This window comes from Thalassobaculum fulvum, from assembly GCF_014652915.1.
GTDB lineage: Bacteria > Pseudomonadota > Alphaproteobacteria > Thalassobaculales > Thalassobaculaceae > Thalassobaculum_A > Thalassobaculum_A fulvum.
This window is the reverse complement of the sequence record NZ_BMZS01000009.1, coordinates 86,718-111,310: the sequence shown is the minus strand read 5'-3', so window position 1 is coordinate 111,310 and position 24,593 is coordinate 86,718. Positions and strand designations below refer to the sequence as shown.

Here is a 24,593-nt window from a genome sequence, read left to right as displayed (position 1 = left end):
GAGCGTCGCCGGGCCCGGCGACTCTTCCGGATGCTACACCCAAGAGGCCCAGCCGTGAGCGAAAAGCCGACCGTCCTTCTGGCCGGAAAGAACTCCATCCGTCGCGCCGATTTCCTGGCGACCACGACGGAGACCGACTGGCGCATCCTGTGCTGCGACGCCAACGAGCAGCCTGATCGCTTCCGGCAGGCCCTGGCCGAGGCCGACGTGCTGATCGGCGGCAGCCGGGTCGAGGTGCCGGCCGGCAACCGGCTGAAGCTCTACCAGATCCCGTTCACCGGCTACGATTGGATCACCCCGGCCGACCTGCCGAAGGGCGTGGTGTTCTGCAACACCTACGAGCACGAGACCACGATCGCCGAGCACGTGATGCTGGGCATGCTGGAGTTCCAGATCGGGCTGATGCGCGACACCCATCCGATGATGGTGGCCAAGTCGTACAACGGCCGCTCGATCTCGGCCGGCCCGATGCACCGCGAGCTGCGCGACCACACCGTCGGGATCGTCGGCTACGGCCACATCGGCCGCGAGGTGGCGCGCCGCTGCAAGGCGTTCGGCATGCGGGTGATGGCGGTCAGCCGGACGGTCCGCGACGAGCCGGACCTGGTCGACTGGTACGGCACCGTCGCCGAGATGGACACCCTGCTGGCCGAGAGCGACTTCGTGGTGGTGTGCGCGCCGCTCGACGACACCACCCGCGGCATGATCGGCACCGAGCAGTTCGCGAAGATGAAGCCGGACGCGGTGATCGCCAATGTCGGCCGCGGCGAGGTGATCGACGAGGCGGCGCTGTACGCGGCGCTGGCCGGCAACCGGATCCGCGGCGGCATCATCGACGTCTGGTACACCTACCCGTCCAAGACGGACCCGAACCCCTGGCCGTCGCGGTTCCCGTTCCAGAAGCTCGAGAACGTCATCCTGTCGCCGCACAACTCGGCCTGGACCCAGGAGATGAGCACCCGGCGCTGGACCTTCGTGGCCAGGCAGCTCGACCGCTTCGCGCGCGGCGAAGAGCTGCTGAACGTCTGCTTCGAGGGCGAGGCGTAACCGCCGGCGCTCAGCCGAGCACCGCGCGCCGGATCAGGTTCGCGCCGATCAGCGCCATCGCCAGGAACACCGCCTGGCGGAACCGCGCCTGCGGCAGGTGCCGGCGCAGCCGCGTGCCGGCCGCCATCGCCGCCAGCGCCACCGCCAGGGCGACCGCCGACAGCGGCAGGGTCTCGGCGGTGATCCCGCCATTGGCCGCGATCGCCGCGGCCCAGACCAGCCCGGTCAGGAAGAACGAAAGGCCGACACCCTGCACGTACTCGTCGCGGGTCAGGTTCAGGCTGGCCAGGTAGACCGCGATCACGATGCCCTGGCTGCCGGTGGTGCCGCCGACCACCCCCGAAACCAGGCCGATCGGCACCGCCAGCCTCGCCTCGCCGGAGCGCGGGATGGTCGGGATCCGGCCGGAGAACTGGAACGCGGCGTTGGCGATCAGCAAGACGCCGAGACCGATCCGCATCCACCGGGGATCGACCGAGAACAGGATCTCGGTGCCGATCCACAGCCCGATTCCGGCCGCCAGGTTCAGCACGCCGAAACGCCGCGCCAGCGTACCGAAGCCGCCGACCTGAAGCACCTGCCAGAGGTTGGTGACCAGCAGCGGCACGATCAGGATGCCGACCGCCGCCCGCAGGTCGATGACGCTGGCCATGATCCCGGCGGAGATCGTCGGCAGGCCGAGCCCGACCACGCCCTTGATGCCGCCGGCGAGGGCGAAGGCGACGACGATCAGCAGCAGGGTCCCGGGATCGGGGAGAGCAAGTGCGGGCATGGCCGGCTGCTATAGCCGAGTGGCGTGCCCCCCGCCAGCCGACGCCGGCGCACGGACGGTCAAATCAGCCGGCGGTCGGACGCCGCCAGCAGGCGCGGGATGACGTTCGGCTTCATGACGAACTCGATCAGCGAGACGATCTGGTCCGGTTCCTCGGCGGTCCGGAACGGCACGGCGATCTGCCGGACCGACGTGCACACCGAGCTGCGCCCGACATAGGGCAGCGCCATGCCGATCGGACACTCGAACGCCAGGGTGGCGACGTACAGGGCGTGGATCCGGTTGCCCGGGCCGTGCCCCTCGATCTCCGAGGTGCGCTTGCCGGTGTAGCGGGCCTTGGTGAACCGGTCGACCTCGGTGCCCAGGAGACGGTAGCGGAAGTCCTGGCCGCCGAGGTGCTCGACCACGATCAGCCGGGGCAGCAGGCGCTCGACCCGTGCCGGGTCGAAGGCGGACCGCGGCGGCACGCCACCGGCTTCGGTCGCGAGTTCGAACCAGTATCGGGCCAGCTGCCCAAGATCGTCGTCCCCGAGATCCCCGGGACGAACCGGTGCCGGCCCCTCTTCGGACACCGGAGTCCTCATGGCGTATCATTGCGAGGAGTCGCCCGACCGGCAAGCGACACCTTAGAGGAGCCCACGGTCCGCTGCCGGCACCAGGGACGGGACCACGCCCGGACGCAGGTCGAAATCGATCAGCGAGATGATCTGGTCGCCCCCGGCCTCGGTCCTGAACGGCAGCGACAGCTGGCGCACCGACCGGCAGAACCGGCTGCTGCCCACATAGGGCATGGCCATCGCATAGGGACGCCCGCCCTCCAGCGTCGCCACGAACACGTCGTGAATCCGGTTGCCGGGGCCGTGCCCCTCGATCTCCGAGCTCCGCTTGCCGGTGTAGCGGGCCTTGGTGAAGCTGTCGACCTCGGTCCCCAGCAGCCGGTAGCGGAAATCGTGGCCGCCCAGATGCTCGGCGATCACCAGGCGCGGCAGCAGGTCGACCACCCGGGCCGGGTCGAACGAAGAGCGCAGCGGCACGCCCCCGGCCGCATCCGCATCCGCCAGTTCGAACCAGTACCCGGCGAGCCGCCCGACGGCGTCGTCGCCCAGGCAGTCGCGTCCGAGCGGTGCGGGCCCGCCCTCGAATACCGGCGTACGCATCGTGCAATTGTCCGGGACCGGCCGGAAGGAGTCGAGTCAATCGACGACCGCCCGCGCCGGCGGCACGACGGACGCCCGCAGCACGTCCAGAAGCGCCGAGGTCACGGGGTTGGGTTCGCCGCCGGCGGGTCGCTCGCGCTCCAGCAGCCCGACCCGGCGAAGCACCGGCGGGTCGCCGAACGGCAGCGCGTGAACGGTCGCCGAGACCGGCCCGACCAGCGATCCGGCCGGCGCCACCGCGACACCGAGGCCGCGCCCCACCATCGCCAGGATCGCCTCGATCGAATCCAACTCCATGGTCTCGACGACGGCGAGCCGGTCGCGCCGCAGCGCCGCGTCGATTACCCGGCCGACGCCGGTGCGACGGTTGAACCGGATGAACGGCAGGCGGCGCAGCAGGGCCCTGGCCGGCGGCCCGGCGGCCGAGCGCGGGGCGACCACCAGCAGCGGCTCCTCCAGGACCGGGCGGACCGCCAGCCCGCGCTCCAGGCGAGGGGTCTCGGTCACCAGCGCGGCGTCCAGCACACCCTGGCCGACCCGCCGGGCGAGGTCGGTCGACAGTCCCGACTCGACGCGGATCTGCAGGTCCGGGGCCCGGGTCGCCAGACGGGTCAGCGCATCCGGGACAAGGCCGATCGCGGCGGTCGGAATGATGCCGAGGCGCAACCGGCCGCGCAGCGCCGCCCCGGACGCCGCCGCCGACAGGTCCTCGGCCGCGCGCACCACGGTGCGGGCGTGCACCAGGATCGCCCGCCCGAGTTCGTTCAGCACCGGCGGGCGCCGGGCGCGGTCGAACAGGCTGGCGCCGAGCACCTGCTCGAGCGCCTGCATCTGCATCGAAACCGCCGACTGCGTCACCCCGACCCGGTCGGCGGCGGCGGCGAAGCTGCCGGTCTCGGCGATCGCCAGCAGGGTCTCGAGGTGCCTCAGGTTCATGCAATACAATCAAGTTTCCTGAAGATAGACTTCAAGTTAATTCGCTTGCCTTAAGTTCAAGCGCCCCCCACCCTGAAGCTCACGGTTCCGTGAGCGGCCCCCTTCTTCCCGACCCGGCCGCGGAAAGGATGACATCATGAGTTTCGCCCTGACCGCCGAGCAGGAGGCGCTGCGCGCCAAGGCCCGCGAACTGGCCGAGCAGGTGATCGCGCCGCGCGCTGCCGAGGTCGACCGCACCGAGAGCTATCCCTGGGACAACGTGAAGGCGCTGACCGAGGCCGGCTTCATGGGCATGACGGTGCCGAAGGAGTACGGCGGCCCGGGCCATTCCTTCCTGGACGTCACCCTGGTGATCGAGGAGATGGCGGCGCAGTGCGGCGTCACCGGCCGGATCGCGGTCGAGGGCAACATGGGCGCGATCTCCGCGGTCATGCAGTACGGCACCGAGGCCCAGAAGAAGCGGGCCGCCGAGTATGTGCTGGCGGGCGACAAGCCGGCGATCTGCATCACCGAGCCGGAGGCCGGCTCGGCCGCGACGGAGATGACGACCCGGGCCGACCGGCAGGGCGACAAATACGTGCTGAACGGCAAGAAGCACTGGATCACCGGCGGCGGCGTGTCGCGCCTGCACCTGATCTTCGCCCGGGTGTTCGACGAGGCCGGCGCCGAGCTTGGCATCGGCGGGTTCCTGGCGTTCCGGGACGAGGACCAGGGCCTGGTGATCGGCACCCGCGAGCCGACCATGGGCCTGCGCGGCATCCCCGAGACGGAGGTGATCTTCGAGGACCTGGAGCTGCCGGCCGACCGCCTGGTGATGCCGCCGAGCGGGCTGAAGCGCGGCTTCGCCGACCTGATGAACGCCTACAACTCGCAGCGCGTCGGCGCCGGCACCGTCGCGCTCGGCCTCGCCGAGGGCAGCTACCGCCGGGCCCTGGCGTTCTCCAAGGAGCGCGAGCAGTTCGGCCGGCCGATCGCCGAGTTCCAGGGCCTGCAGTGGATGCTGGCCGACTTGAGCGTGCAGATCGAGGCGGCGCGCGCCCTGATCTGGCGGGCCGCGGCGACCGCCGGCAAGGACGGCAACCCGTTCCCGGACAGCCTGGCCGCCGCCCAGGCCAAGATATTCGCCTCCGAGATGGCGCTGAAGGTCACCACCGACGGCCTGCAGATCCACGGCGCCCGCGGCTATTCCCGCAACTGGCCGATGGAGCGCATCCAGCGCGACGCCCGGATGTTCACCATCGGCGGCGGCACCGCGCAGATCCTGCGCACCGTGGTCGCCTCGCGCCTGCTCGGCAGCAAGCTGCCGCAGACCCGCGACGGCTACGCCAGGCTCGGCCAGGCCACCACCGGCCGGACGCAGGCCGCCGAATGAGCCAGACCGTGAGGGCCGCCGACCTGCTGGCCCGCCGGCTGTACGATGCCGGCTGCCGCTGGGCCTTCGGGATTCCCGGCGGCGAGGTCCTGACCTTCGTCGATGCGCTGGAGAAAGCCGGCATCCGCTTCGTGCTGGCCAAGCATGAGAACGCCGCCGGCTTCATGGCCGAGGGCGTCTACCACATGACCGGCGCACCCGGCATCCTGGTGGCGACCGTCGGCCCCGGCGTGGCGAACGCGCTGAACGTGGCGGCGAACGCCGAGCAGGACCGGGTGCCGCTGATCGTGGTCAGTGGCTGCGTCGACGAGGACGAGGCGGTCACCTACAACCACCAGGTCTTCGACCACAGCCAAGTGTTCCGCCCGGTGGTGAAGGCCAGCTTCCGCGTCACCGCCGGCGCGGTCGACGCCCAGGCCGACAAGGCGGTCGCGATCGCCCTCGACCCGCGCCCCGGCCCGGTCCACCTGGACCTGCCGATCTCGGTGGCGGCGGCCGAGGTGCCGGTGCCGGCGCTGCCGACCCGTCGCTCGTCCGGCCTCGCCGGGGTGCCGGCGACGGGGGCCGCGCTCGACACCGCCCGCGACTGGCTGGCCGGGGCCGAGAGGCCGGTGATGGTGGTCGGCCTCGACGTGCTGAGCCAGGGCGGCGAGGCCGCGGTCCGCGCGTTCGCCGAGACGTTCGGCATTCCGACGGTCGCCACCTACAAGGCCAAGGGCATCGTCCCCGACGACTCGCCGCTGTCGCTCGGTGGTGCCGGCCTGTCGCCGGTCGCCGACCGCCAGCTGCTCCCGGTCCTGAAGGCCGCCGACCTGATCGTGCTGGCCGGCTACGACCCGATCGAGATGCGGGTCGGCTGGCGCAACGTCTGGGACGCCGGCAACCAGCGGGTCATCGAGGTCGCGGCGGCGCCGAACACCCACTACATGCACCAGTCCTCGATCAGCTTCGTCGGCGACGTCGGCGCCTCCCTCGCGGTGATCGGCGAGGGGGTCGAGCCGAAGGCGACGCGCTGGCCGGGCGGCGAGCCGGCGAAGGTGCGCGAGGCCCTCGCGGGCGCCTACGGCCAGAACGAGGCCTGGGGACCGGCGGCGATCGTCACCACGGTCCGCCAAACGGTGCCGCGCGACGCGGTGATCACCATCGACTCGGGTGCCCACCGCATCCTGGCCAGCCAGGTGTGGGAGAGCTTCGTGCCGCACGCGGTGCTGCAGTCGACCGGGCTGTGCACCATGGGCTGCGCCCTGCCGCTGGCGACCGGCGCCAAGATCGCAGCACCCGAGCGCGCCGTGGTCGCCTTCACCGGCGACGCCGGTCTCGAGATGGTGCTCGGCGAGCTGGTGACCCTGCGCGACACCGGGCTGCCGGTGATCGTGGTGGTGTTCGTCGACGCCTCGCTGGCGCTGATCGAGATGAAGCAGCGCTCGATGACCTACGCCAACGCCGGGGTCGATTTCGCCGAGACCGACTTCGCCGGCATCGCCCGGACGCTCGGCGGCCGCGGCGTGGTCTGCGAGGACCGCGAGACCCTGGCCGCCGCCATCCGCGACGGCCTGGGCGCCGACACCTTCACCCTCTGCGCCTGCCGCATCGACCGCAAGAGCTACGACGGCCGGATCTGAAGGCGCTCGTCGCCGCGTGGGGTCCCGGATCTGTGCGACTTCGCCGCCAGGTCCGAGCAATCTCGAATCTCGGCAATCTAGGTGGGTAATCTCGTAATCTCGGTGACAGTGCACTTATCATGCGATCATAGTCTGCCGCTCAAGATGAGTGCACTGTCACCGAATCTACCGTCACCGAACTCTGTCACCGAATCCGCGAATCCCCCACCGAATCCCCGCATCGACCGCAAGAGCTGCGACCGCCGGACCTGACGCATCGCGGCAGCATATCGTGCGGCCGCGAAGGACCGGTGGATCGCACGAGTTCGCTTGACCATTCTTCTTGTTCTGTATATCGAACATTCCGTCAATCCGAACGAGCCGTTCGGACACGGTGGCGGAGGCGGTGATGGACGCACTGGCGGTCGGCATCTTCGAGGGCTGGGAGCCCGAGGACTTCCTGCTGCTGTTCGGCGGCCTGCTCGGCCTGGCGTTCGGCGCGCTGGCCCAGTGGTCCGGCTTCTGCTTCCGCGCGGCGGTCCAGGAGACCACGCGGCCGGGCGGCGCGCGTCCGAAGCTGGCGCAGTGGATCGCCGCCACCGCGGTGGCGATCGCCGCGACCCAGGGCGGGATCGCGCACGGGCTGATCGACGTCTCCGGAACCCCGTACCTGCAGGCCGACTTCTCGCTCGGCGGGCTCGTCGTCGGCGGGCTGCTGTTCGGCATCGGCATGACCTTCGCCGGCGGCTGCATCAGCCGGCTGACGGTGCTGTCGGTGCGCGGCAACCTGCGCTCGGTGTTCACGCTGCTGGTGGTGTCGGTGGTCGGCTACGCCGCGATCCGCGGCATGCTGGCCCAGGCCCGTGCCGGCTTCGCCGACGGCACAAGGGTGCCCGGCGACGCCGCGCCCAGCATCCCGGACCTGCTGGCGACCGGCCTCGGGCTGCCGGCCGAGGCGGTCGCCCTCGGCCTCGGTGCGGTCGCCCTGGTGCTCGGGTTGTCGCTGGCGTTCCACGAGGCCGGCCGCCGCGTCCTGCCGCTGGCGGTCGGCGGCAGCGTCGGCCTGCTGGTGGCCGCCGGCTTCGCCGCCACCACCTGGGTGTCTTCCGAGGCGTTCGACCCGGTCGCCGTCGAGTCCCTGCGCTTCACCCAGCCGAGCGCCGACTCCCTGATGTACGCGATGATCTCGACCGGGGTGGCCGCCAATTTCGGCATCGTGCTGTTCGCCGGCGTGCTGGCCGGCGCCTTCCTGCAGGCCGCCGCCACGCGCAGCCTGCGCCTGGAGGGCTTCGAGGACCCGGCCCAGATGGCGCGGGCCGGGCTCGGCGGTGTCGCCATGGGCGTCGGCGGCGTGCTGGCGCTCGGCTGCGCGGTCGGCCAGGGGCTGAGCGGCGTCGCCACCCTGGCCTATCCGTCGATGATCGCGCTGGCCGCGATCTGGACCGGAGCGCGCATCGGCTTCGCCTGGCGCGCCGGCATCGAGCGGCGGGTCGCCGCGGCCGCCTGACCGTCCCAGGCAGGATGACGACACGGCGGTGAGCCGCTAGGCTCCCGCCCATGTCCGATACCGACCGACGCTGGAGCGAAACCGAGAGCGCCACCTATCGCGACCTGTCGCGCTATGCGGTGCCGCAGCGCGAGCGCCAGATCGCGCTGATCGTCGACCGGGTCGGCGCTGCGGCGGCAACCGGCGACGTGCTGGAGATCTGCTGCGGCGAGGGCCTGCTGACAGCGGCCCTGCTGCAGCACCTGCCCGTCGGCCGGGTGTTCGCCTTCGACGGCTCCGACAGCATGCTCGCCGCCACCCGGGAGCGGGCCGCCCAGTCCCCCGCAGGGTCGGACCGCCTGATCACCCGCAAGATCGACATCGCCGAGCGCGACTGGCGGCGGTTCGAGGCGCCGCTGAGCGCCGCGGTCTCCTCGCTGGCGGTGCACCACCTGGACGGCCCCGGCAAGCGGACGCTGTTCGCCGACCTGCACGCCGCCCTCGCCCCCGGCGGGGTGTTCGTGCTGGCCGACGTCGTCCAGCCGGCCAGTGCCGCGGGCTCGGCGATCGCCGCCGACCTGTGGGACCAGGAGGTGAGGGGCCGGGCCTTGTCGCTCGACGGAAATCTCGACGGCTTCGAGGCGTTCCGGCGCGCCGACTGGAACCATTTCCGCCACGCGACGCTGGATCCGATCGACAAGCCCTCGACCGTCGTCGAGCACTTCGACTGGCTGCGCGACGCCGGCTTCGTCGAGGTCGACCTGCACTGGATGACCGCCGGCCAGATGATCCTGAGCGCCGTGCGGCCCTGACCGGAGGAAGCCCGATGCGGCTGTTCTACACCCCGAATTCGCCCTACGCCCGGATCTGCCGGATCGTCGCCATCGAGGGCGGGCTGGCCGACGCGCTCGAGCTGGTGCGGGTGCCGCTGCGCACGCCGGACAGCCCGTCGCTGCGGCACGGCCCGCTCGGCAAGATCCCGCTGCTGGTCGACGGCGACCTGGTGCTCGGCGAGTCGCGCCTGATCTGCGGCTATCTCGACCAGCGCAGCAGCAACCCGCCGTCGCTGCCCTCGGCCAGCGACTGGCAGGCGCAGGCCCGCGAGAGCCTGATGAGCGGCTTCCTGGAGGGCATCACCAACTGGTCGCGCGAGAAGCGGCGCGCCGCCGACGAGCAGTCGCCGTTCATCCTGGAGGTCGAGGAGCAGCGGGCGATCCGGGCGTTCGAGCATATCGAGCGCACGATCCCGGCGCCGCCGGCCGAGCCGCCGATCACCTATGCCGACCTGGCCCTGGTGGCGGCGCTGGGCATGGTCGACTTCTACGGGCTGGTGCCGGACTGGCGCGGCGCCTACCCGGCACTCGCCGCCTGGCTGGCCGCCTACGAGGCGCTGCCCTCGGTGCAGGAGACCGCGCCGAGCATGGCGGCGATGAACCCACTGACCCGGAGCCTGTAGGCCGACACCCTTCGTGCTCCGGCGCGTTGCGCCGCGCACCCCGGGACGATAGACAGAGCATTCCCGTCGCCCTGAGGTGCGCCGCGCCGAGCGCGGGGCCGCGATGGGCCCGCCGAAGCCCTCCGAGGACCCCGCCCATGCCCGCTCCCCTGCCGCTAGACGGCGTCCGCATCTTCGACCTGACCCGGATCCTGGCCGGCCCGACCTGCACCCAACTGCTGGGCGATCTCGGCGCCGACGTGATCAAGATCGAGCGCCCGGGCGAGGGCGACGACACGAGGCGCTGGGGCCCGCCCTACGTGAAGGGCGAGGACGGCGAGGACACCTCGGAGAGCGCCTACTACCTGTGCGCCAACCGCAACAAGCGCTCGATCACACTGGACCTGTCGAAGCCCGAGGGCGTCGCCCTGGCCAAGAAGCTGTTGGCCGAGTGCGACGTGCTGGTCGAGAACTTCAAGGTCGGCTCGCTCGCCAAGCTCGGCCTCGGTTACGAGCAGCTCCGGGAGGAGTTCCCGCGGCTGGTGTACTGCTCGGTCACCGGCTTCGGGCAGACCGGCCCCTACGCCAAGCGCGCCGGCTACGACTTCCTGGCCCAGGGCATGGGCGGGATCATGAGCATCACCGGCACGCCCGGCGTCGAGCCGGTCAAGGTCGGCGTCGGCATCACCGACGTGATGACCGGCATGTACGCCGCCACCTCGATCCTGGCGGCGCTGCGCCACCGCGACCGCACCGGCGAGGGCCAGCATGTCGACTGCTGCCTGCTCGACACCCAGGTCGCCTGGCTGATCAACGAGGGCACCAACTACCTGGTGTCCGGCAAGGTGCCGCAGCCGCTCGGCAACGCCCATCCGAACATCGTCCCCTACCAGGTGTTCCCGACCTCCGATGGCCACCTGATCCTGGCCTGCGGCAACGACGGCCAGTTCCAGCGCTGGTGCGACCTGGCCGGCGCCGACGACCTGAAGGGCGACCCGCGCTTCGCCACCAACCCGCTGCGCATCGTCAACCGCGACGCGCTGACGCCGCGGATCGCCGAGTACATGAAGACCAAGACCACCGACGAGTGGGTGGCGGCGCTGGAGGCGGCCGGCGTGCCCGGCGGGCCGGTGAACACCATCGACCGGGTGTTCGAGGACCCGCAGGTCAAGGCCCGCGGCATGCGGATCGAGGTGCCGCACCCGCTGGCCGGCGACGGCACGGTGCCGCTGATCGCCAACCCGGTGAAGTTCTCCGGCACCCCGGTCGAGTACCGCCGCGCGCCGCCGACCCTCGGCCAGCACACCGACGAGGTCCTCGGCGAGGTGCTGGGCATGAGCGCCGAGGAGATCGCCGCGGAGAAGGCCAAGGGTGCGATCTGAGCCCGAAGCGACGGCCGCTCCCACGCAGCCCGGCCTGACCACCCCCGCCTCCCCGACAGCCGCCGCCCTGCTGATGCTGACCGCGGCCGCCCTGGTGGCGGTGACGACGCTGCTAGCCAAGGCACTCGGGCGCGGGGTCGGGGGCGAGCCGCTGCCGCCGTTCATGGTCAGCGGCGGGCGGTTCGCGTTCGCCTGGCTGACCCTGCTGCCGTTCGTCGCCTGGATGCGGCCGAGCTTCGAGGGCGCGGCCTGGAAGCTGCACGCCGCCCGCTCGTTCTGCGGCTGGGCCGGGGTCAGCGGGATGTTCGCGGCCGCCGCGGTGCTGCCGCTGGCCGACGCCACCGCGATCAGCTTCCTCAACCCGATGATCGCGATGGTGCTGGCGATCCCGCTGCTGGGCGAGCGCATCGGGCCGTGGCGCTGGGGAGCGGCGGCGACCGCGCTGCTGGGTGCGGTGGTGCTGATCCGGCCCGGCCTGGCGGCGTTCCAGCCCTACTCGCTGGTGGCGCTGGCGGCCGCCGTGTTCATGGCGTTCGAGGTGGTGGTGGTGAAGATGCTGGCCGGCGGCTCGACCAAGGCCGGCGAGCCGCCGATCCGCATCCTGTTCATCAACAACTCGATCGGCGCGACCATCTCGCTGGCCGCGGCGGCGACGGTGTGGGTCTGGCCGTCCCCGGCGCAGTGGCCGATGCTGGCCGCCATCGGCGTCGTGATGCTGAGCGTGCAGGCGCTGTTCATCCAGGCCCTGAAGCGGGCCGACGCCAGCTTCGTGATGCCGTTCTTCTACGCCACCCTGATCTTCGCCTCGGCCTACGACGCCGCGGTGTTCGGCGACCTGCCGACCGCCCTGTCGGTGCTGGGCGCCGCGCTGATCGTCGCCGGCGCGGCGGTGCTGGCCTGGCGCGAGCGGGTGCGGCAGGCCTGAGGCCGACTCACGCCGCGTGACGTCCCCGGACGACGGCAGCCAGATGCGTGTTCAGCGCCGCCTTGTCCCCCTCACCGAGTCCGAAGCCGACGCTGGTATGGCCGTCTTCCGAACCGATCACGCGAAAGCCGAGCGGCTTGGGCAGGATCGAGGACGTCACCTCGCCGGTTTCGCCTTTCGCCAACTCGATGCCGGACAGCAGCGCACCGCCCCCCGAGGCGTTCAGGATGACCACCTTCGCGGTCTTGCCGCCGTGCCGGACCTCGGCCGGCACCGACAGCTCGTAGCGCTCGGACTGCCGGCGGTCGACGTCGTCGGTCGAGGTGCGCACCACGCGGATGATGGTCTGGCGCAGCTCCGCGACACCCGACGCCACCCGACCGGCGACTCCCCGCATCAGCGTGGCCTTGTCGCCGGTGCTGCGGGCCTCGGTGGACACGTCGGCGATCCGCCGCGCGACCTCGTTGGCGGCGTCGGCGGTCTCCGAGACGCTGCGCGCGATGTCCTGGGTGGCGGCGGACTGCTCCTCCATGGCCGACGCGATGGTGGTCGAGATCTCGTCGACGTTGCGGATCGCCGTGCCGATCTGCGCCACCGCCTGGACCGCCTCGGCGGTCACCGACTGGATCTCCTCGATCTTGCGGCTGATCTCCTCGGTCGAGTTGGTGGTCTGGTTGGCCAGGTTCTTCACTTCCTCGGCCACCACCGCGAAGCCCTTGCCCGCTTCGCCGGCACGGGCGGCCTCGATGGTGGCGTTCAGCGCCAGCAGGTTGGTCCGGGCGGCGATGTCCCGGATCAGGTTGGCGACGTCGCCGATCTGCGCGACCACGGTGCTGAGGCTGTCGATGGTCTGGCGGGTCCGCTCGCCGCTGTCGACCGCCTGCCGGCTCGCCTGCATGGCGTTGGCGATCTGCCCGCTGATCTCCTGGATCGAGGCGGTCAGCTGCTCGGTCGCGCTCGCCACGGCCTGGGCGTTTGCGAGCGCCTGCTCGGCGGCGGCGGCCACGCTCTGGGCGTCGCCGCTGACCTGGGTGGCCGAGCCCTCCATGCCCTCCGCCGTCTCGTCCATCAGCTTGGATTCGGCAGCGACCCGCTCGACCGCGATGCGGGATTCCCGCTCGACGGTCTCGGCCATCCCGACCAGTGCCTCGCGCCGGCTGCGCTCGGCCGCGGCCTCGGCCTCGCGCTGGGCCTGCTGCAACCGGATGTTCTCGGCAGTGCGGTCGCGCAGGATCGTCAGGGCTCTTGCCATGTCGGCGATCTCGTCGGAGCGCCGCCCGGTGTCCGGCACCGTCACCTGGGTGTCGCCTTCGCCGATCCGGGTCAGGGCACCGGTCATGGCGCCCAGGGGCCGTACCACATGACCCCGCATGAACTGCATCACCGCCAGCGACAGGACGACGCCGGCGACGGCCAGTGCGATGGCCGCGTACTCGAAGAACGTAGCGACCCTGCCTGCTTCCGACAGGTCGGCCCGCATGCTCTCCCGGGACTTCCCCGCCAGGTCGTCGACGTAGGCGACAACGCTCTCCAGCGCTTCGGACATGGCTTCCGCCTTGGCGTCGAAGCCGGCCATCATCTTGTTGCCGGCGGCCGGACCGCCTTCGATATAGGCCTTCGCCATTTCCGAGCCGACGGCGTAGTACGGCCCGATCGCCGCGCGCACCTTGGCAAACTCGGCAATCAGCCCCTCTTCCCCGGCCTGCTTCGCCAGGGCCTCGGCCGTCTCGAGATTTGCCTCGGCGCTCGCCTTGGCCTTGGCCGCCTCGTCGAACCCGTCGTTCAGGCCGTCCAGTCCCCGGGTCGCCGAGATGTCGGTGAGCCACTGCTGGATCTGGATGATGTCGATATTCAGGCGCTTGACGGTCACGACCAGGTCGAACGCGGTCCCCGCCGCGAAGTCCGCACTCCGGTTGGCGGCCGCCACCTCGCGACGCTGCAGGTCGGCGCCGACGATCATCGCACCGGTGGCGAACACCAGCAGCAGCAGCAGCACGGCATTCGACAGGGTGAGCTTGGCGCCCAGCTTGATCCGCATCGCAGGCCTCCGGTCCGAGTGTCCGAGTTCGGGTTCGCAACTCCCGGTGAGCACAGAGGCCGTAGACCGCCGACCGCCCTCCCACAATTAGGGAAGATACGGAGCCGTTCGTTAACGAGCGGTTTAGTTAACGGTGGTTCTCGCCTGCGTGCCGTCGTCCTGCCTACTTCCTGGAGCGGGCGTGCTCTTCGATCGCCTCTTCCAGCTCGGAACGCGCCTCGCAGCCGTCGGGGCACAGCTTGACCAGCCGGGCCAGCAGCGCCGCGGCCTGCTCCGGCCGACCGGTCTCAAGGTACAGCTCGCCCAGATACTCCATCGCTTCCTGGTGGTTCGGGTCGAGCGCCAGCGCCTTGGCGTAGAAGCCCTCGCCCTCCTTCCAGTTGCCCGACTTGCGCGAGGCGAAGCCGAGCTGGCTCCAGGCGTCGGCGTTCTTCGGCGCGCGCTTCACCACCGCCTGCAGCAGCGGCACCGCCTCGGCATAGCGCTCGTCGTCGATCAGCGCCATCGCCCTGTCGTAGTCGGACATCTTGGCGCCGTCGGCCGGCTCCTCGGTCGACGGGGCCGGCGCCATCGCCGAGGCCGGGCCGGTCAGCAGCAGCAGGGCCGCGAGCGCGGCAGCGGGACGGATCATCGGGGCAGCACCTTCTCCACGGCAGCGATCACCGGCTCCGACAGCGGGTCGGTCCGGGTCGGGATTGCGGACACCAGACGGCCGTCCGGCCCGACCAGGTATTTGTGGAAGTTCCAGCGCGGCACCGCCTCGGCCCCGAGCGACGCCGCCGCCCAGCGGTAGAACGGGTGGGCGTCGCCGCCGATCACCTGGTTCTTGTCGGTCATCGGGAAGTCGACGGCGAAGTTGGTCCGGCAGAACGCCTTGATCTGCTCGGCGCTGCCCGGCTCCTGGCCACCGAAATCGTTGGACGGCACGCCGATCACCACCAGGCCGCGGTCGCGATAGCGCTCCCACAGCGCCTGCAGCCCCTCGTACTGCGGGGTGAAACCGCAGCGCGAGGCGGTGTTCACCACCAGCAGCGCCTTGCCCTTCCAGGACGACAGCGGCATCGCCTCGCCGTCGATCGAGGTGAAGGTGAAATCCCAGGCCGTCTCGGCCGCGGCGTCTCGCGCGGTCATGGTCCAGCCTCCCAGCAGCGTCATCGCGGTCATCAGGATCGCCCGCAGTGCCTTACCCATAGCGCTGTTCCTTCCAAGGGTCACCGACATCGTGGTAGCCGCGCGCTTCCCAGAAGCCCTTTACGTCGCGCGCGACGAACCGGATCGACCGGATCCACTTGGCACTCTTCCAGAAGTACAGGGCGGGCACCACCAGCCGCGCCGGCCCGCCGTGCTCGCGGGTCAGCGGCTTGCCCTCCCAGTGGGTGGCGATCAGCGAATCCGGCTCGTGCAGCCAGTCGGCCGACAGGTTGGTGGTGTAGCCGTCATAGCCCTTCAAGATGACGAACCGGGCCTCGTCGAGCGGCCGGACCTCGGCGATCAGGTCGCGCGTGGCGACCCCGCGCCAGCGGTTGTCCAGCCGCGACCAGGCGGTGACGCAGTGGATGTCGGCGGTCACCTCGAAGGGCGGGATCGCCGCGAGATCCGCGAGCGAGTAGACCGTCGGGGTCGCCACCAGCCCTTCGACCGACAGCCGCCAGTCCTTCGGGTTGAGGTTCGGGTGGGCGCCGAGGTCGAGGACCGGCCAGTCGCGCACCCGGTGCTGGCCGGGCGGCAGGCGCCGGGCCATGGGGTCGCCGCGGCCGGCCGGCGCCCGGCGCTCGCGCGCCCAGGCCGTCTTGCGCTCCACCAGCTTGGCCCGCTCGGGCGGAATGAACGGTCCGTCGGTCATCGATCGATACTCCGCTGCGACTGGATATGCGACCTCCTCAATGCGACCGCCAGCCCCGCGGTCACGGCCGGACGATCACTTGCCCGTGCGGGCACGGCACCCCGGTAGATTGCAATGATTTGTCAAAACTTGCCGCTTAGAGCGCAACGCGGTCGCGTGCGACCCTGCAGGCGGGATCGTGCATATCGCACTCGAGGGAGGGGAACCATGCGGGGTTTCGTCGTGTCCTTGGCCTTCGGCCTGGCGGTCGCCGCCGGGTCGACGCAGGCACATTCGCAGAGCAGCGACACGTCGTCCTGCGACTTCGTCGACCAGGTCACGCTGTTCAGGGACGGCAGCGGTCCCGGCGCGACCCCGCTGTCGCTGTGCGGCCGCTACCCGAACCAGGGCGGGTCGACCGCCATCAAGTCGTATCTCGGGCTGCGCTATGCCCGGGCCGACCGGTGGCAGGCACCCGACTTCGCCCTGCCCGACTTCGCCCTGCCCGACGTCGGCCTGACCCGCGCCGGCGATACGCCGCCGACGGTCGACGCCCGGAACTTCGCGACGGTCTGCCCGCAGGTTCATGCCGGCCAGCTGCAGCGCGGACGAGGCCGGAACGACGACGGCGACGACACCGAGAAGGTCGGCATCGGCGACGACGACTGCCTGTTCCTGAACATCTACACGTCCGGTGACGCCACCAAGGCGCCGGTGATGGTGTTCATCCACGGCGGTGCGTTCATCGAAGGCTCCGGTGGCGACGGCGCCCTCAGCGTCGAGATCGACAAGGAAGGGAAGGTGGCGACCCGCTTCGATCCGGACCGGGCGCTGTACAGCGGCGTCGGGCTGATCCAGGCGGCCGAAGCGCAGCAGAAGGAGAAGGCGCTGCCGGACGGGGCGAAGGGCCTGATCCTGGTCACCCTGAACTATCGCCTGGGAGCGCTCGGCTTCCTGTACCACAACGCCGACGACGCGGGTGCCGGCCGGAAGTCCTACGGCAACTACGGCATCCTGGACCAGAAGAAGGCGCTGGAGTGGGTGCAGGCCAACATCGCCGAGTTCGGCGGCGATCCCGGCAACGTCACGGTGTTCGGCGAGAGCGCGGGCGCCATGTCGGTCGGCCTGCACATCTTCAACACCGCGTCGGGCGGCTCGCTGTTCCACCGCGCGATCATGGAGAGCAACCCGTTCGGCGTACCGTACCGGCAGCACGACTACCAGCAGCCGAACGACGGGATTGTCGCCGCCGAGGTCAACGCGGAATCGTGCCGGTTCGTCCGCACGGCCTACGACAAGGCGGTCGGCGGCGGGTACGCCGAAAAGACCTGCGACTACGGCGCCGCCGCGAAGTCCGACGGGGATGCGTTCCCCTATGCCACCGGCTTCGAGAAACTGACCGAGAAGAACGCACTCGACGGATACGTCGTCCCGGCCGCGGTCATCGCCGAGACCCAGAACGCCATCCTCCCGACCCTGGACGACATCAAGGACGCGCCCGGCGGGCAGCGCTGGTTCGCGCTGCTGCCCTGGACGCCGTTCGTCGGCGACGAGAAGGGCGTCCTGTTCCCCGGCCAGCCGCTGGAGCAGGGCTTCTACAGCGGGTCCGCGGGGCAGGCGAACCCGATCCCGGTGCTGCTCGGCACCAACCGCGACGAGGCCGACCTGTTCGTCGGCATGATCGGCGCGCCGCTGGCGTTCGACCTGGGCTACGGCGACGCGATCAACGCGCTGCTGACCAACACCCGGCCCGATGGCCTGTCGGCCAACGAAGCGGTCGCGGCTGTTCACCGCCAGTTGGCGACCCCGAAGGACGACAGGGACATTCAGCCGTACTGCGGGCTGCCGGTGAAGCTGCCGAAGGATCTCACGCCAGCCGATCCCGCGGACTTCGTCTGCCCGGCCTACTCGAAGGAGACGAGCGGTTTCGTGGCGGCGGACGACACGCTGCTGCCCTTCACCGAATCTCTCTATACCGGCACCACCGCGTTCGGGCGGGTCGGCACCGACCTGGTGTTCCGCTGCGGCAACATCGAGGTGGCGCGGACCGCGATCGCGCAGCGGACGGCGCAGGACACGCCGGTCCCGGTCGGCATGTATCTGTTCTCCGGGGCGCCGGCGACGGACAGCCCGGTGTTCCCCGGCGACCTCTGCAACAACGGGGACCGGAAGACCTACCAGTCCGTCTGCCACGGCTACGAGCTGCCGGCGGTATTCTCGACGTTCGGCCATTTCGGCCCGGACGGCTCGGACGACGCCGCCTGGACGCTCACCTCGACGACCGGCGACTGGGCCGCGTTCGCGTCCACGGGCACGCTTCCGGGGGAGGTCTCGTCGGACGGCATCCGGCTGAAGTTCTACCCGTCGGGCGACGACCGTCAGGCCGTGCTGGCGCCCTTCGCCCCCAGCTTCCCCGGAACCATCGACGGCATGGCGTCGGCCGCGTCGTGCGACACCGTCTGGAGGCCGGACGCGGTCTATCCGAAGTGGCGCGTCCCGGGCGAGTGAGCCGGCCGGCGCATCCCCGTTGCGGGCCTCCGCCGCCGGCGCACGCGTCGGCATTTGCGGAGCGTCGGCCGCCGGGCGACACTGTTTCCCCTGCGAACCTGCCGGGATGCGCGCCATGAAACTCACCGACTTCAAGGCCCTCACCTTCGACTGCTACGGCACCCTGATCGACTGGGAGACCGGCATGGTCGACGGGTTGAAACCGCTGACGGCGAAGGTCGGGCGCCCGCTCGGCCGCGACGAGATCCTGGAGGCTCATGCCCGGCACGAGTCGTCGCAGCAGGCGCAGACGCCGGCCCGTCGCTACCAGGAGCTGCTGGCAACCGTGTACCGCCGGCTGGCGGAGGAGTGGGGCGTGCCGGTCGAGTGGCAGGAGTGCGTCGCCTACGGCCGCTCGGTCAGGGACTGGCCGGCGTTCCCGGACTCGGCCGAGGCCCTGCGCTACCTCAAGCGGCACTACAAGCTGGTGATCCTGTCGAACGTCGACAACGAGAGCTTCGCCGCCAGCAACGCCAGGCTCCAGGTCGCCTTCGACGCGATCTACACCGCCGAGGACATCGGCTCGTACAAGCCGTCGGACCGGAACTTCGAGTACATGCTGGCGAAGCTGCAGACCCTCGGCATCGGCAAGGCCGACATCCTGCACACCGCCGAGAGCATGTTCCACGACCATGGGCCGGCGAACCGGCACGGCCTGGCCTCGTGCTGGATCTTCCGGCGCCACGACAAGCAAGGCTTCGGCGCGACCATGAACCCGGGGGACATGCCGCGCTTCGACTTCCGGTTCGACAGCATGGCGGACATGGTCGCCGCGCATCGGGCGGCGCTGGCCGGCTGAAGCGGGCGCCGGACGTCGCCACCGGCAAGACGCCGGCCTGCGGAACAGAGATGCCGCCCCACACCCTATGCCTTAGTATAAAGATTAGTTTTCACTAATTTTCCTGAATCGCTTCGACATTAACAATAGCGAAAGGGATTCACCGCTATTTCGCCGCGCGTTTACCCATCGACGCGGTGAGTCGGCACATGAAGACTATCGGAACGGCCGGCATCGGCCTTCGCCTGGCGCTGGCACTGGCCGTCAGCGCCCTACTCGCGGTCGCGGTCACGACCGCCGCCAACCTGTGGGTCGCCACCGGGCTGAGCGACGAGGCGTTCCGGCGGGAGCTGGCCGGGCTGCGCGTCCAGCTGACCGACGCGATCGCCGCCGAGGCGAAGCGGGCCCGTGCGATGGCCGCGAGCGTTGCCGGGAACACCGCGGTCCAGGAGGCCCTGGCGGCCCGCGACCGCGACCGGCTCGCCGCCCTGGTGGTGCCCCAGTACAAGGCGCTGGCGGCCGATCAGGACGTCGAGCAGTTCCAGTTCCACCTGGCGCCCGCCACGTCGTTCCTGCGCGTGCACAAGCCGGAGAAGTTCGGGGACGACCTGTCCGGGTTCCGGCTGACCGTGGTCGAGGTGAACACCGAGGGCAAGGCGATCTCCGGCCTGGAGCACGGTGTCGCCGGCCTCGGCATGCGCGGCGTGGTGCCGGTCCGGCGCGACGGCGAGCAGGTCGGCTCGGTGGAGTTCGGCCTGTCCTTCGGCCAGGCCTTCTTCGATCGCTTCAGCGGGCGCTCGGGCTCGCCGGCCGCCCTTTACCTGATCGACGCCGGCAAGGTCGAGGCTTTCGCCAGCACCTTTCCCGACGGGGTCGCCCTCGATCCGCAGACACTGACGGCCGCCGCCGCGGCCTCGGAGCCGACGATCGTGCCGCGGCTCGACGTCCGCGGGGTCTCCCATGCCGCGATCCTGACGCCGGTCGAGGACTTCGGCGGCCGCACGATCGGCGTCGCCGCCATCGGCTTCGACCGCAGCGCCCAGGATGCGGCCCTGCGGAACGCGTTCGTCATATCCGTTACGATCGGCCTGGCGGCGCTCGGCCTCGCCCTGGCGATGGCCTGGGTCATGAACCGGTCCATCGTGCGCCCGATCACGGCGATCACCGGCATCATGCGCCGGCTCGCCGGCGGCGACACCACGGTCGAGATCCCGTCGCCGAAGCGGCGCGACGAGATCGCCGAGATGGCCGACGCGGTGCAGGTCTTCAAGGACAACGCGATCGAGAAGGAGCGCCTGGAGGCGGAACGCCGCGAGGCCGAGCAGCGCGCCGAACAGGACAAGCGCCGCGCCACCCTGGAGCTCGCCGACCGGTTCGAGACCCAGGTCGGCGGCATCGTCGACACGGTCGGCTCGGCGGCCACCGAACTGCAGGCGATCGCCCAGCAGCTGTCGGCGGCGATCGAGGAGACCACCGCCCAGACCGGGGCCGCGGTCGACGGTGCCGGGCTGGCCGCCGGCAACGTGCAGACCGTCGCCACCGCGGCCGAGGAGCTGTCCGCCGCGATCCGCGAGGTCAACGGTCAGGTCGCCGCGAACGCCGACCGGCTGCGCGCCACCGCCGTCGGCACCCGCAACGCCGGGCAGCAGATGGACGAACTGCTGCGGGCGGTCGCCCAGATCGACGAGATCGTCGTGTCGATCTCCGAAGTGGCCGAGCAGACCAACCTGCTGGCGCTGAACGCGACCATCGAGGCCGCCCGGGCCGGCGACGCCGGCAAGGGTTTCGCCGTGGTCGCCAGCGAGGTCAAGGCGCTGGCCACCCAGACCCGCAGCATGACCGACCGGATCACCGCCCAGCTCGCGGCGGTCAAGGAGTGCACCGACCAGGCGGTCAGCGTGACCCGGACCATTGCCGGCGACGTCGAGGACATCGACGGCACGACCTCCGCCATCGCCGCCGCCATCGAGGAACAGACGGCGACCACCACCGAGATCAGCCGCAGCGCCCAGGACGCCGCCGCCGGAACCGACGCGGTGTCGAACAACCTCGCCCATGTCGGCCAGTCGGCCCGCGAGACCGCGCAGGCCTCCGGCAGCGTCAGCCGGGCCTCGGACGACCTCGCCCGGCAGGCGGAGAACCTGCGCGGCGCCGTCCGGAGCTTTCTTGCCGAGGTGCGGGCCGCGTAGCGTCGGCGGGGTCCGCGCGTCCCTTCTTCCTTGAACTCCCGCCCCTCCCGGCGGTATCAGGGGCCGCAACTCCCAACGACGAGCCGACGCCCCGTGCCGGACCGCCAGCTTTCGCCGGCCGAGACCCCGCCGACATCGCGCAGCACGCCCCTGCTGTCGGTCGTCGTCCCGGTCCTGAACGAGCAAGACAACGTCGCCCCGCTGGTCGCCGAGATCCGGGCGGCGTTGGGGCCGGTGTGTCCGTTCGAGATCGTCTATGTCGACGACGGCTCGACCGACCGCACGCCGGAGGTGCTGGCGTCGCTGCGCGCCCAGGCGCCGGAGCTGCGGGTCATCCGGCACTCGCGCCGGGCCGGCCAGAGCGCCGGGTTGCGCAGCGGCGTGACGGCGGCCCGCGGCCGGCTGATCGCCACCCTCGACGGCGACCGCCAGAACGACCCGGCCGACATCCCGAAGCTGCTCAAGGTCTGGCAGGACGCCGACGCCGCCGGCCGCAGGCGGGTGATGGTCACCGGCCACCGGGTCAACCGCCGCGACAGCTGGGCCAAGCGGCGCGCCTCGGTGTTCGCCAACGCCGTCCGCCGCGCCCTGCTCGGCGACGACAATCCCGACACCGGCTGCTCGCTGAAGCTGTACGAGCGGGAGCTGTTCCTGCGGCTGCCGTATTTCGACCACATGCACCGCTACCTTCCGGCCCTCGCCCAGCGCGAAGGCGCGAGCGTCTCGGTGGTGCCGGTCAATCACCGGGCGCGCGAGAGCGGGCGCTCGAAATACAACAATCTCGGCCGGGCCCTGGTCGGTATCCCCGACCTGATCGGCGTGATATGGCTGATCCGCCGCGCCCCGCGCGGCCTGGACGCCCACGAAGTGGAGTGATCGACCGTGGAGATGTTCCGCAACCTGTCCATCGAGGAGACGATCATGCTGGTCGTCGGCTTCGCCGGGCAGGCCATGTTCACCATGCGCTTCCTGGTCCAGTGGCTGAAGAGCGAGATCAGCCGCAAGAGCGTGATCCCGATCGCGTTCTGGTACTTCTCGCTGGCCGGCGGCGCCACGCTGTTCGTCTACGCGCTGTGGCGCCAGGATCCGGTGTTCATCCTCGGCCAGGGAACCGGGCTGTTCATCTACAGCCGCAACCTCTGGCTCATCTACCGCGAGCGCCGCGAACAGGCGGCGGGGGTGCAGGCCTCATGACCGCCGGCGGCACGGCTTCGGGGAACCAGCGATGACCGAGCACGCGCCCCGGATCGTGTCGCTGCTGCCGAGCGCGACCGAGATCGTCGCTGCCCTCGGCCTGGCCGGCCGGCTGGTCGGGCGCAGCCACGAATGCGACTTCCCGCCGGAGGCCGAGGCGGCGCCGGTGCTGACCCGCGCCCGCGTCGACCCGGCCAAGCCGTCGCGCGCCATCCACCGCGACGTCGCCAAGCTGATCGGCAAGGCGCTCTCGGTGTTCGAGGTCGACGCCGAGCGCCTACGCGCCGTCCGCCCCGACATCATCCTCACCCAGCACCAGTGCGAGGCCTGCGCGGTCACCGAGCAGGATCTGGCGGCCGCACTCGCCGAGTGGACCGGGACGGCGCCGACCGTCGTCTCGCTCGCCCCGGCGACGCTGACCGAAGTGTGGAACAGCTTTGCCATGGTCGGCGACGCCCTCGACCTCGGCTGGGCCGGGCGAGAGCTGTCGGAGCATGCCCGCGAGCGGGTCGGGATCATCTCCGAGCGCCTGAGCGGCGAGCGCGAGCGGCCGCGGGTCGCCTGCGTGGAATGGCTCGACCCGCCGATGATCGCCGGCAACTGGGTCCCGGACCTGGTGACCGCGGCCGGCGGCCGGCCGGTGCTGGCCGACAGCGGCGACCACGCGGTGCCGACCACGCTCGCCAAGATCGCCGGGTCCGGGGCCGACGCCATGGTGCTGATGCCGTGCGGCTTCGACCTGCCACGCACCATGGCCGAGGGCCGGGTGTTCGTGGAGCGTCCGACGCTGGCGAAGACCCGGGCCGTCAGGGAAGGCCGGGTGTGGGCGGTCGACGGCAACGCCTACTTCAACCGGCCGGGCCCGCGACTGGTCAGCTCGGTCGAGATCCTCGCCGAGATCCTGCACCCCGACCTGTTCAACGCCGGCTACCGCGGCTCGGCCTGGGAACCGCTGGCGGCAGAGGCATAGGACTGGATTCCGGAGTCCGCTGCGCGGCTCCGGAGTGACGACAAAGAGGGGATCCGTGCTTGCCCTCTTTCCTTCGTCATTCCGGAGCGGTCGCGTAGCGGACGACTCCGGAATCCACCCCGCCGCTCCACCCCCGCCAACTCGTGCTGGCGCTTTGCCGGCGACGCCGCAATGATCGCCGCATGACCGACACACTCCCCTTCCGCCTGCTCGTCACCGGCGCCGCCAGCGGCATCGGGGCCGCCCTGGTCCGCCGGCTCGCCGGGCCCGGCCTGCACGCCCTGCTGCACACCCGCCGGAACGCCGACGGGCTGGCCGCGGTCGCCGCGGCGGTGCGGGCCGCCGGCGGCCGGGCCGAGACCATGACCGGCGACCTCGCCGACCCCGCCCTGCCGGCCGCCCTGGTGGCGCGGGCCGTCGAGGCGTTCGGCGGCCTCGACGGCGTCGTGGCGAACGCCGGCTGGGCCGACCGCACGCCGCTGCTGCAGGCCGACCCGGCGAAGGTCGAGGCCGCCTATGACGGCATCGCCCGCAGCTTCGTGGCACTGGCCCAGGCGGCGGCCCCGCACCTGAAGGCGTCGCCGGCCGGCCGGCTGGTCGCGGTCTCGGCGTTCGGCCCGCACGTGTTCCGCCCCGGCGTCATGACCTTCGCCACCACCGCCGGCGCCAAGGCGGCGCTGGAGAGCCACGTCCGGGCCCTGGCCTTCGAGTTGGCGCCCGACGGGGTGACGGTCAACGCGGTGGCCCCCGGCTTCATCCAGAAGGACCCGGGCACCCACGCCGCGGTGACGCCGGAACTGCGGGCCCAGGTGACGGCGGGCATCCCGATGGGCCGGATGGGCACCTCCGACGAGGTGGCGGCGGCGATCGGCTTCCTGCTGTCGCGCGACGCCGGCTACGTCACCGGCCAGGTCGTCCACGTCAACGGCGGGCTGGCCTGAG

At 71.2% G+C, this 24,593-nt stretch carries 22 protein-coding genes and 1 pseudogene; 15 read left to right on the top strand and 8 right to left on the bottom strand.

What is annotated here, in order from left to right:
• Positions 1-54: 54 nt before the first annotated feature.
• Positions 55-1,047, top strand: a complete 993-nt coding sequence (locus tag IE246_RS18650) for a 2-hydroxyacid dehydrogenase (RefSeq protein WP_189992463.1) — start codon at positions 55-57, stop codon at positions 1,045-1,047.
• 10 nt (positions 1,048-1,057) lie between these two features.
• On the opposite strand, the gene IE246_RS18645 is transcribed toward IE246_RS18650, so the two are convergent.
• From IE246_RS18645 to IE246_RS18630, 4 genes are read right to left on the bottom strand one after another with little or no spacing between them, the layout of a single operon-like run.
• Entirely contained in the window at positions 1,058-1,819 is a 762-nt protein-coding gene (locus IE246_RS18645; protein ID WP_189992462.1) for a sulfite exporter TauE/SafE family protein, read from the bottom strand.
• 59 nt (positions 1,820-1,878) lie between these two features.
• Positions 1,879-2,391, bottom strand: a complete 513-nt coding sequence (locus IE246_RS18640) for a PAS domain-containing protein (protein WP_189992461.1) — start codon at positions 2,389-2,391, stop codon at positions 1,879-1,881.
• Between the two features lie 54 nt (positions 2,392-2,445).
• Complete coding sequence (locus tag IE246_RS18635; protein ID WP_189992460.1) at positions 2,446-2,976, bottom strand: PAS domain-containing protein; 531 nt, start codon at positions 2,974-2,976, stop codon at positions 2,446-2,448.
• Between the two features lie 36 nt (positions 2,977-3,012).
• Positions 3,013-3,912, bottom strand: coding sequence for a LysR family transcriptional regulator (locus IE246_RS18630; protein WP_189992458.1), 900 nt, complete (start codon positions 3,910-3,912; stop codon positions 3,013-3,015).
• Between the two features lie 136 nt (positions 3,913-4,048).
• On the opposite strand from IE246_RS18630, the gene acdA reads away from it, so the two are divergent.
• The 7 genes from acdA to IE246_RS18595 all read left to right on the top strand — a co-directional run bounded on the left by acdA (position 4,049) and on the right by IE246_RS18595 (position 12,113).
• Positions 4,049-5,284, top strand: a complete 1,236-nt coding sequence (gene acdA, locus IE246_RS18625; protein WP_189992455.1) for a 3-sulfinopropanoyl-CoA desulfinase — start codon at positions 4,049-4,051, stop codon at positions 5,282-5,284.
• On the top strand, positions 5,281-6,906 hold the full coding sequence (locus IE246_RS18620; protein ID WP_189992453.1) for a thiamine pyrophosphate-binding protein: 1,626 nt from the start codon (positions 5,281-5,283) through the stop codon (positions 6,904-6,906). The genes acdA and IE246_RS18620 overlap by 4 nt, the downstream gene beginning before the upstream one ends.
• 388 nt (positions 6,907-7,294) lie before the next feature.
• Entirely contained in the window at positions 7,295-8,392 is a 1,098-nt protein-coding gene (locus tag IE246_RS18615) for a YeeE/YedE thiosulfate transporter family protein (RefSeq protein WP_189992452.1), read from the top strand.
• Positions 8,393-8,442: 50 nt separating this feature from the next.
• Positions 8,443-9,183: a class I SAM-dependent methyltransferase gene (locus IE246_RS18610; RefSeq protein WP_189992451.1), complete on the top strand. Its 741-nt coding sequence runs from the start codon at positions 8,443-8,445 to the stop codon at positions 9,181-9,183.
• 14 nt (positions 9,184-9,197) lie between these two features.
• Positions 9,198-9,827, top strand: a complete 630-nt coding sequence (locus tag IE246_RS18605) for a glutathione S-transferase family protein (protein WP_189992450.1) — start codon at positions 9,198-9,200, stop codon at positions 9,825-9,827.
• A 137-nt stretch (positions 9,828-9,964) separates the two neighbouring features.
• Positions 9,965-11,188 carry a CaiB/BaiF CoA transferase family protein gene (locus IE246_RS18600; RefSeq protein ID WP_189992449.1) on the top strand — a complete coding sequence of 408 codons (1,224 nt, stop codon included), beginning with the start codon at positions 9,965-9,967 and terminating at the stop codon, positions 11,186-11,188.
• Positions 11,178-12,113: a DMT family transporter gene (locus IE246_RS18595; RefSeq protein ID WP_229837375.1), complete on the top strand. Its 936-nt coding sequence runs from the start codon at positions 11,178-11,180 to the stop codon at positions 12,111-12,113. The genes IE246_RS18600 and IE246_RS18595 overlap by 11 nt, the downstream gene beginning before the upstream one ends.
• A gap of 7 nt (positions 12,114-12,120) precedes the next feature.
• Here the strand turns inward: IE246_RS18595 and IE246_RS18590 are convergent, their stop codons facing one another.
• The 4 genes from IE246_RS18590 to IE246_RS18575 all read right to left on the bottom strand — a co-directional run bounded on the left by IE246_RS18590 (position 12,121) and on the right by IE246_RS18575 (position 15,994).
• Positions 12,121-14,151, bottom strand: coding sequence for a methyl-accepting chemotaxis protein (locus IE246_RS18590; RefSeq protein ID WP_189992447.1), 2,031 nt, complete (start codon positions 14,149-14,151; stop codon positions 12,121-12,123).
• 163 nt (positions 14,152-14,314) lie between these two features.
• Positions 14,315-14,782: a tetratricopeptide repeat protein gene (locus IE246_RS18585; RefSeq protein ID WP_189992445.1), complete on the bottom strand. Its 468-nt coding sequence runs from the start codon at positions 14,780-14,782 to the stop codon at positions 14,315-14,317.
• Positions 14,779-15,342: a glutathione peroxidase gene (locus tag IE246_RS18580; protein WP_189992443.1), complete on the bottom strand. Its 564-nt coding sequence runs from the start codon at positions 15,340-15,342 to the stop codon at positions 14,779-14,781. Before IE246_RS18580 ends, IE246_RS18585 begins: the two co-directional genes overlap by 4 nt.
• On the bottom strand, positions 15,335-15,994 hold the full coding sequence (locus tag IE246_RS18575; RefSeq protein ID WP_189992441.1) for a sulfite oxidase-like oxidoreductase: 660 nt from the start codon (positions 15,992-15,994) through the stop codon (positions 15,335-15,337). The genes IE246_RS18580 and IE246_RS18575 overlap by 8 nt, the downstream gene beginning before the upstream one ends.
• 207 nt (positions 15,995-16,201) lie before the next feature.
• Here IE246_RS18575 and IE246_RS18570 point away from each other — a divergent pair, with 207 nt between their 5' ends.
• From IE246_RS18570 to IE246_RS18540, 7 genes and pseudogenes are all read left to right on the top strand, one after another.
• Entirely contained in the window at positions 16,202-18,481 is a 2,280-nt protein-coding gene (locus IE246_RS18570; protein ID WP_189992438.1) for a carboxylesterase family protein, read from the top strand.
• A gap of 115 nt (positions 18,482-18,596) precedes the next feature.
• Positions 18,597-19,319, top strand: coding sequence for a haloacid dehalogenase type II (locus IE246_RS18565; RefSeq protein WP_189992437.1), 723 nt, complete (start codon positions 18,597-18,599; stop codon positions 19,317-19,319).
• Between the two features lie 335 nt (positions 19,320-19,654).
• Positions 19,655-21,487, top strand: a pseudogene (locus IE246_RS18560) (methyl-accepting chemotaxis protein); the annotation flags it as partial.
• Between the two features lie 93 nt (positions 21,488-21,580).
• A complete protein-coding gene (locus IE246_RS18555; protein ID WP_189992433.1) occupies positions 21,581-22,363 on the top strand; it encodes a glycosyltransferase family 2 protein in 783 nt (260 codons plus the stop codon).
• Between the two features lie 12 nt (positions 22,364-22,375).
• Entirely contained in the window at positions 22,376-22,681 is a 306-nt protein-coding gene (locus IE246_RS18550) for a lipid-A-disaccharide synthase N-terminal domain-containing protein (protein WP_189992839.1), read from the top strand.
• A 31-nt stretch (positions 22,682-22,712) separates the two neighbouring features.
• Positions 22,713-23,651 (top strand): ABC transporter substrate-binding protein, encoded by a 939-nt coding sequence (locus IE246_RS18545; RefSeq protein ID WP_189992432.1) that lies wholly within the window; start codon positions 22,713-22,715, stop codon positions 23,649-23,651.
• Between the two features lie 182 nt (positions 23,652-23,833).
• Entirely contained in the window at positions 23,834-24,592 is a 759-nt protein-coding gene (locus IE246_RS18540; protein WP_189992430.1) for an SDR family NAD(P)-dependent oxidoreductase, read from the top strand.
• The last annotated feature ends 1 nt before the right edge of the window (position 24,593 follow it).

What these genes read in the sequence shown, in the direction of transcription:
- acdA (WP_189992455.1), top strand. Translation starts at nt 4,049, where the DNA reads ATGAGTTTCGCCCTGACCGCCGAGCAGGAGGCGCTGCGCGCCAAGGCC.
- IE246_RS18570 (WP_189992438.1), top strand. Translation starts at nt 16,202, where the DNA reads ATGCGGGGTTTCGTCGTGTCCTTGGCCTTCGGCCTGGCGGTCGCCGCC.
- IE246_RS18630 (WP_189992458.1), bottom strand. Translation starts at nt 3,912, where the DNA reads ATGAACCTGAGGCACCTCGAGACCCTGCTGGCGATCGCCGAGACCGGC.
- IE246_RS18565 (WP_189992437.1), top strand. Translation starts at nt 18,597, where the DNA reads ATGAAACTCACCGACTTCAAGGCCCTCACCTTCGACTGCTACGGCACC.
- IE246_RS18585 (WP_189992445.1), bottom strand. Translation starts at nt 14,782, where the DNA reads ATGATCCGTCCCGCTGCCGCGCTCGCGGCCCTGCTGCTGCTGACCGGC.
- IE246_RS18550 (WP_189992839.1), top strand. Translation starts at nt 22,376, where the DNA reads ATGTTCCGCAACCTGTCCATCGAGGAGACGATCATGCTGGTCGTCGGC.
- IE246_RS18615 (WP_189992452.1), top strand. Translation starts at nt 7,295, where the DNA reads ATGGACGCACTGGCGGTCGGCATCTTCGAGGGCTGGGAGCCCGAGGAC.
- IE246_RS18590 (WP_189992447.1), bottom strand. Translation starts at nt 14,151, where the DNA reads ATGCGGATCAAGCTGGGCGCCAAGCTCACCCTGTCGAATGCCGTGCTG.
- IE246_RS18600 (WP_189992449.1), top strand. Translation starts at nt 9,965, where the DNA reads ATGCCCGCTCCCCTGCCGCTAGACGGCGTCCGCATCTTCGACCTGACC.
- IE246_RS18545 (WP_189992432.1), top strand. Translation starts at nt 22,713, where the DNA reads ATGACCGAGCACGCGCCCCGGATCGTGTCGCTGCTGCCGAGCGCGACC.
- IE246_RS18610 (WP_189992451.1), top strand. Translation starts at nt 8,443, where the DNA reads ATGTCCGATACCGACCGACGCTGGAGCGAAACCGAGAGCGCCACCTAT.
- IE246_RS18635 (WP_189992460.1), bottom strand. Translation starts at nt 2,976, where the DNA reads ATGCGTACGCCGGTATTCGAGGGCGGGCCCGCACCGCTCGGACGCGAC.
- IE246_RS18580 (WP_189992443.1), bottom strand. Translation starts at nt 15,342, where the DNA reads ATGGGTAAGGCACTGCGGGCGATCCTGATGACCGCGATGACGCTGCTG.
- IE246_RS18575 (WP_189992441.1), bottom strand. Translation starts at nt 15,994, where the DNA reads ATGACCGACGGACCGTTCATTCCGCCCGAGCGGGCCAAGCTGGTGGAG.
- IE246_RS18620 (WP_189992453.1), top strand. Translation starts at nt 5,281, where the DNA reads ATGAGCCAGACCGTGAGGGCCGCCGACCTGCTGGCCCGCCGGCTGTAC.
- IE246_RS18645 (WP_189992462.1), bottom strand. Translation starts at nt 1,819, where the DNA reads ATGCCCGCACTTGCTCTCCCCGATCCCGGGACCCTGCTGCTGATCGTC.
- IE246_RS18540 (WP_189992430.1), top strand. Translation starts at nt 23,834, where the DNA reads ATGACCGACACACTCCCCTTCCGCCTGCTCGTCACCGGCGCCGCCAGC.
- IE246_RS18605 (WP_189992450.1), top strand. Translation starts at nt 9,198, where the DNA reads ATGCGGCTGTTCTACACCCCGAATTCGCCCTACGCCCGGATCTGCCGG.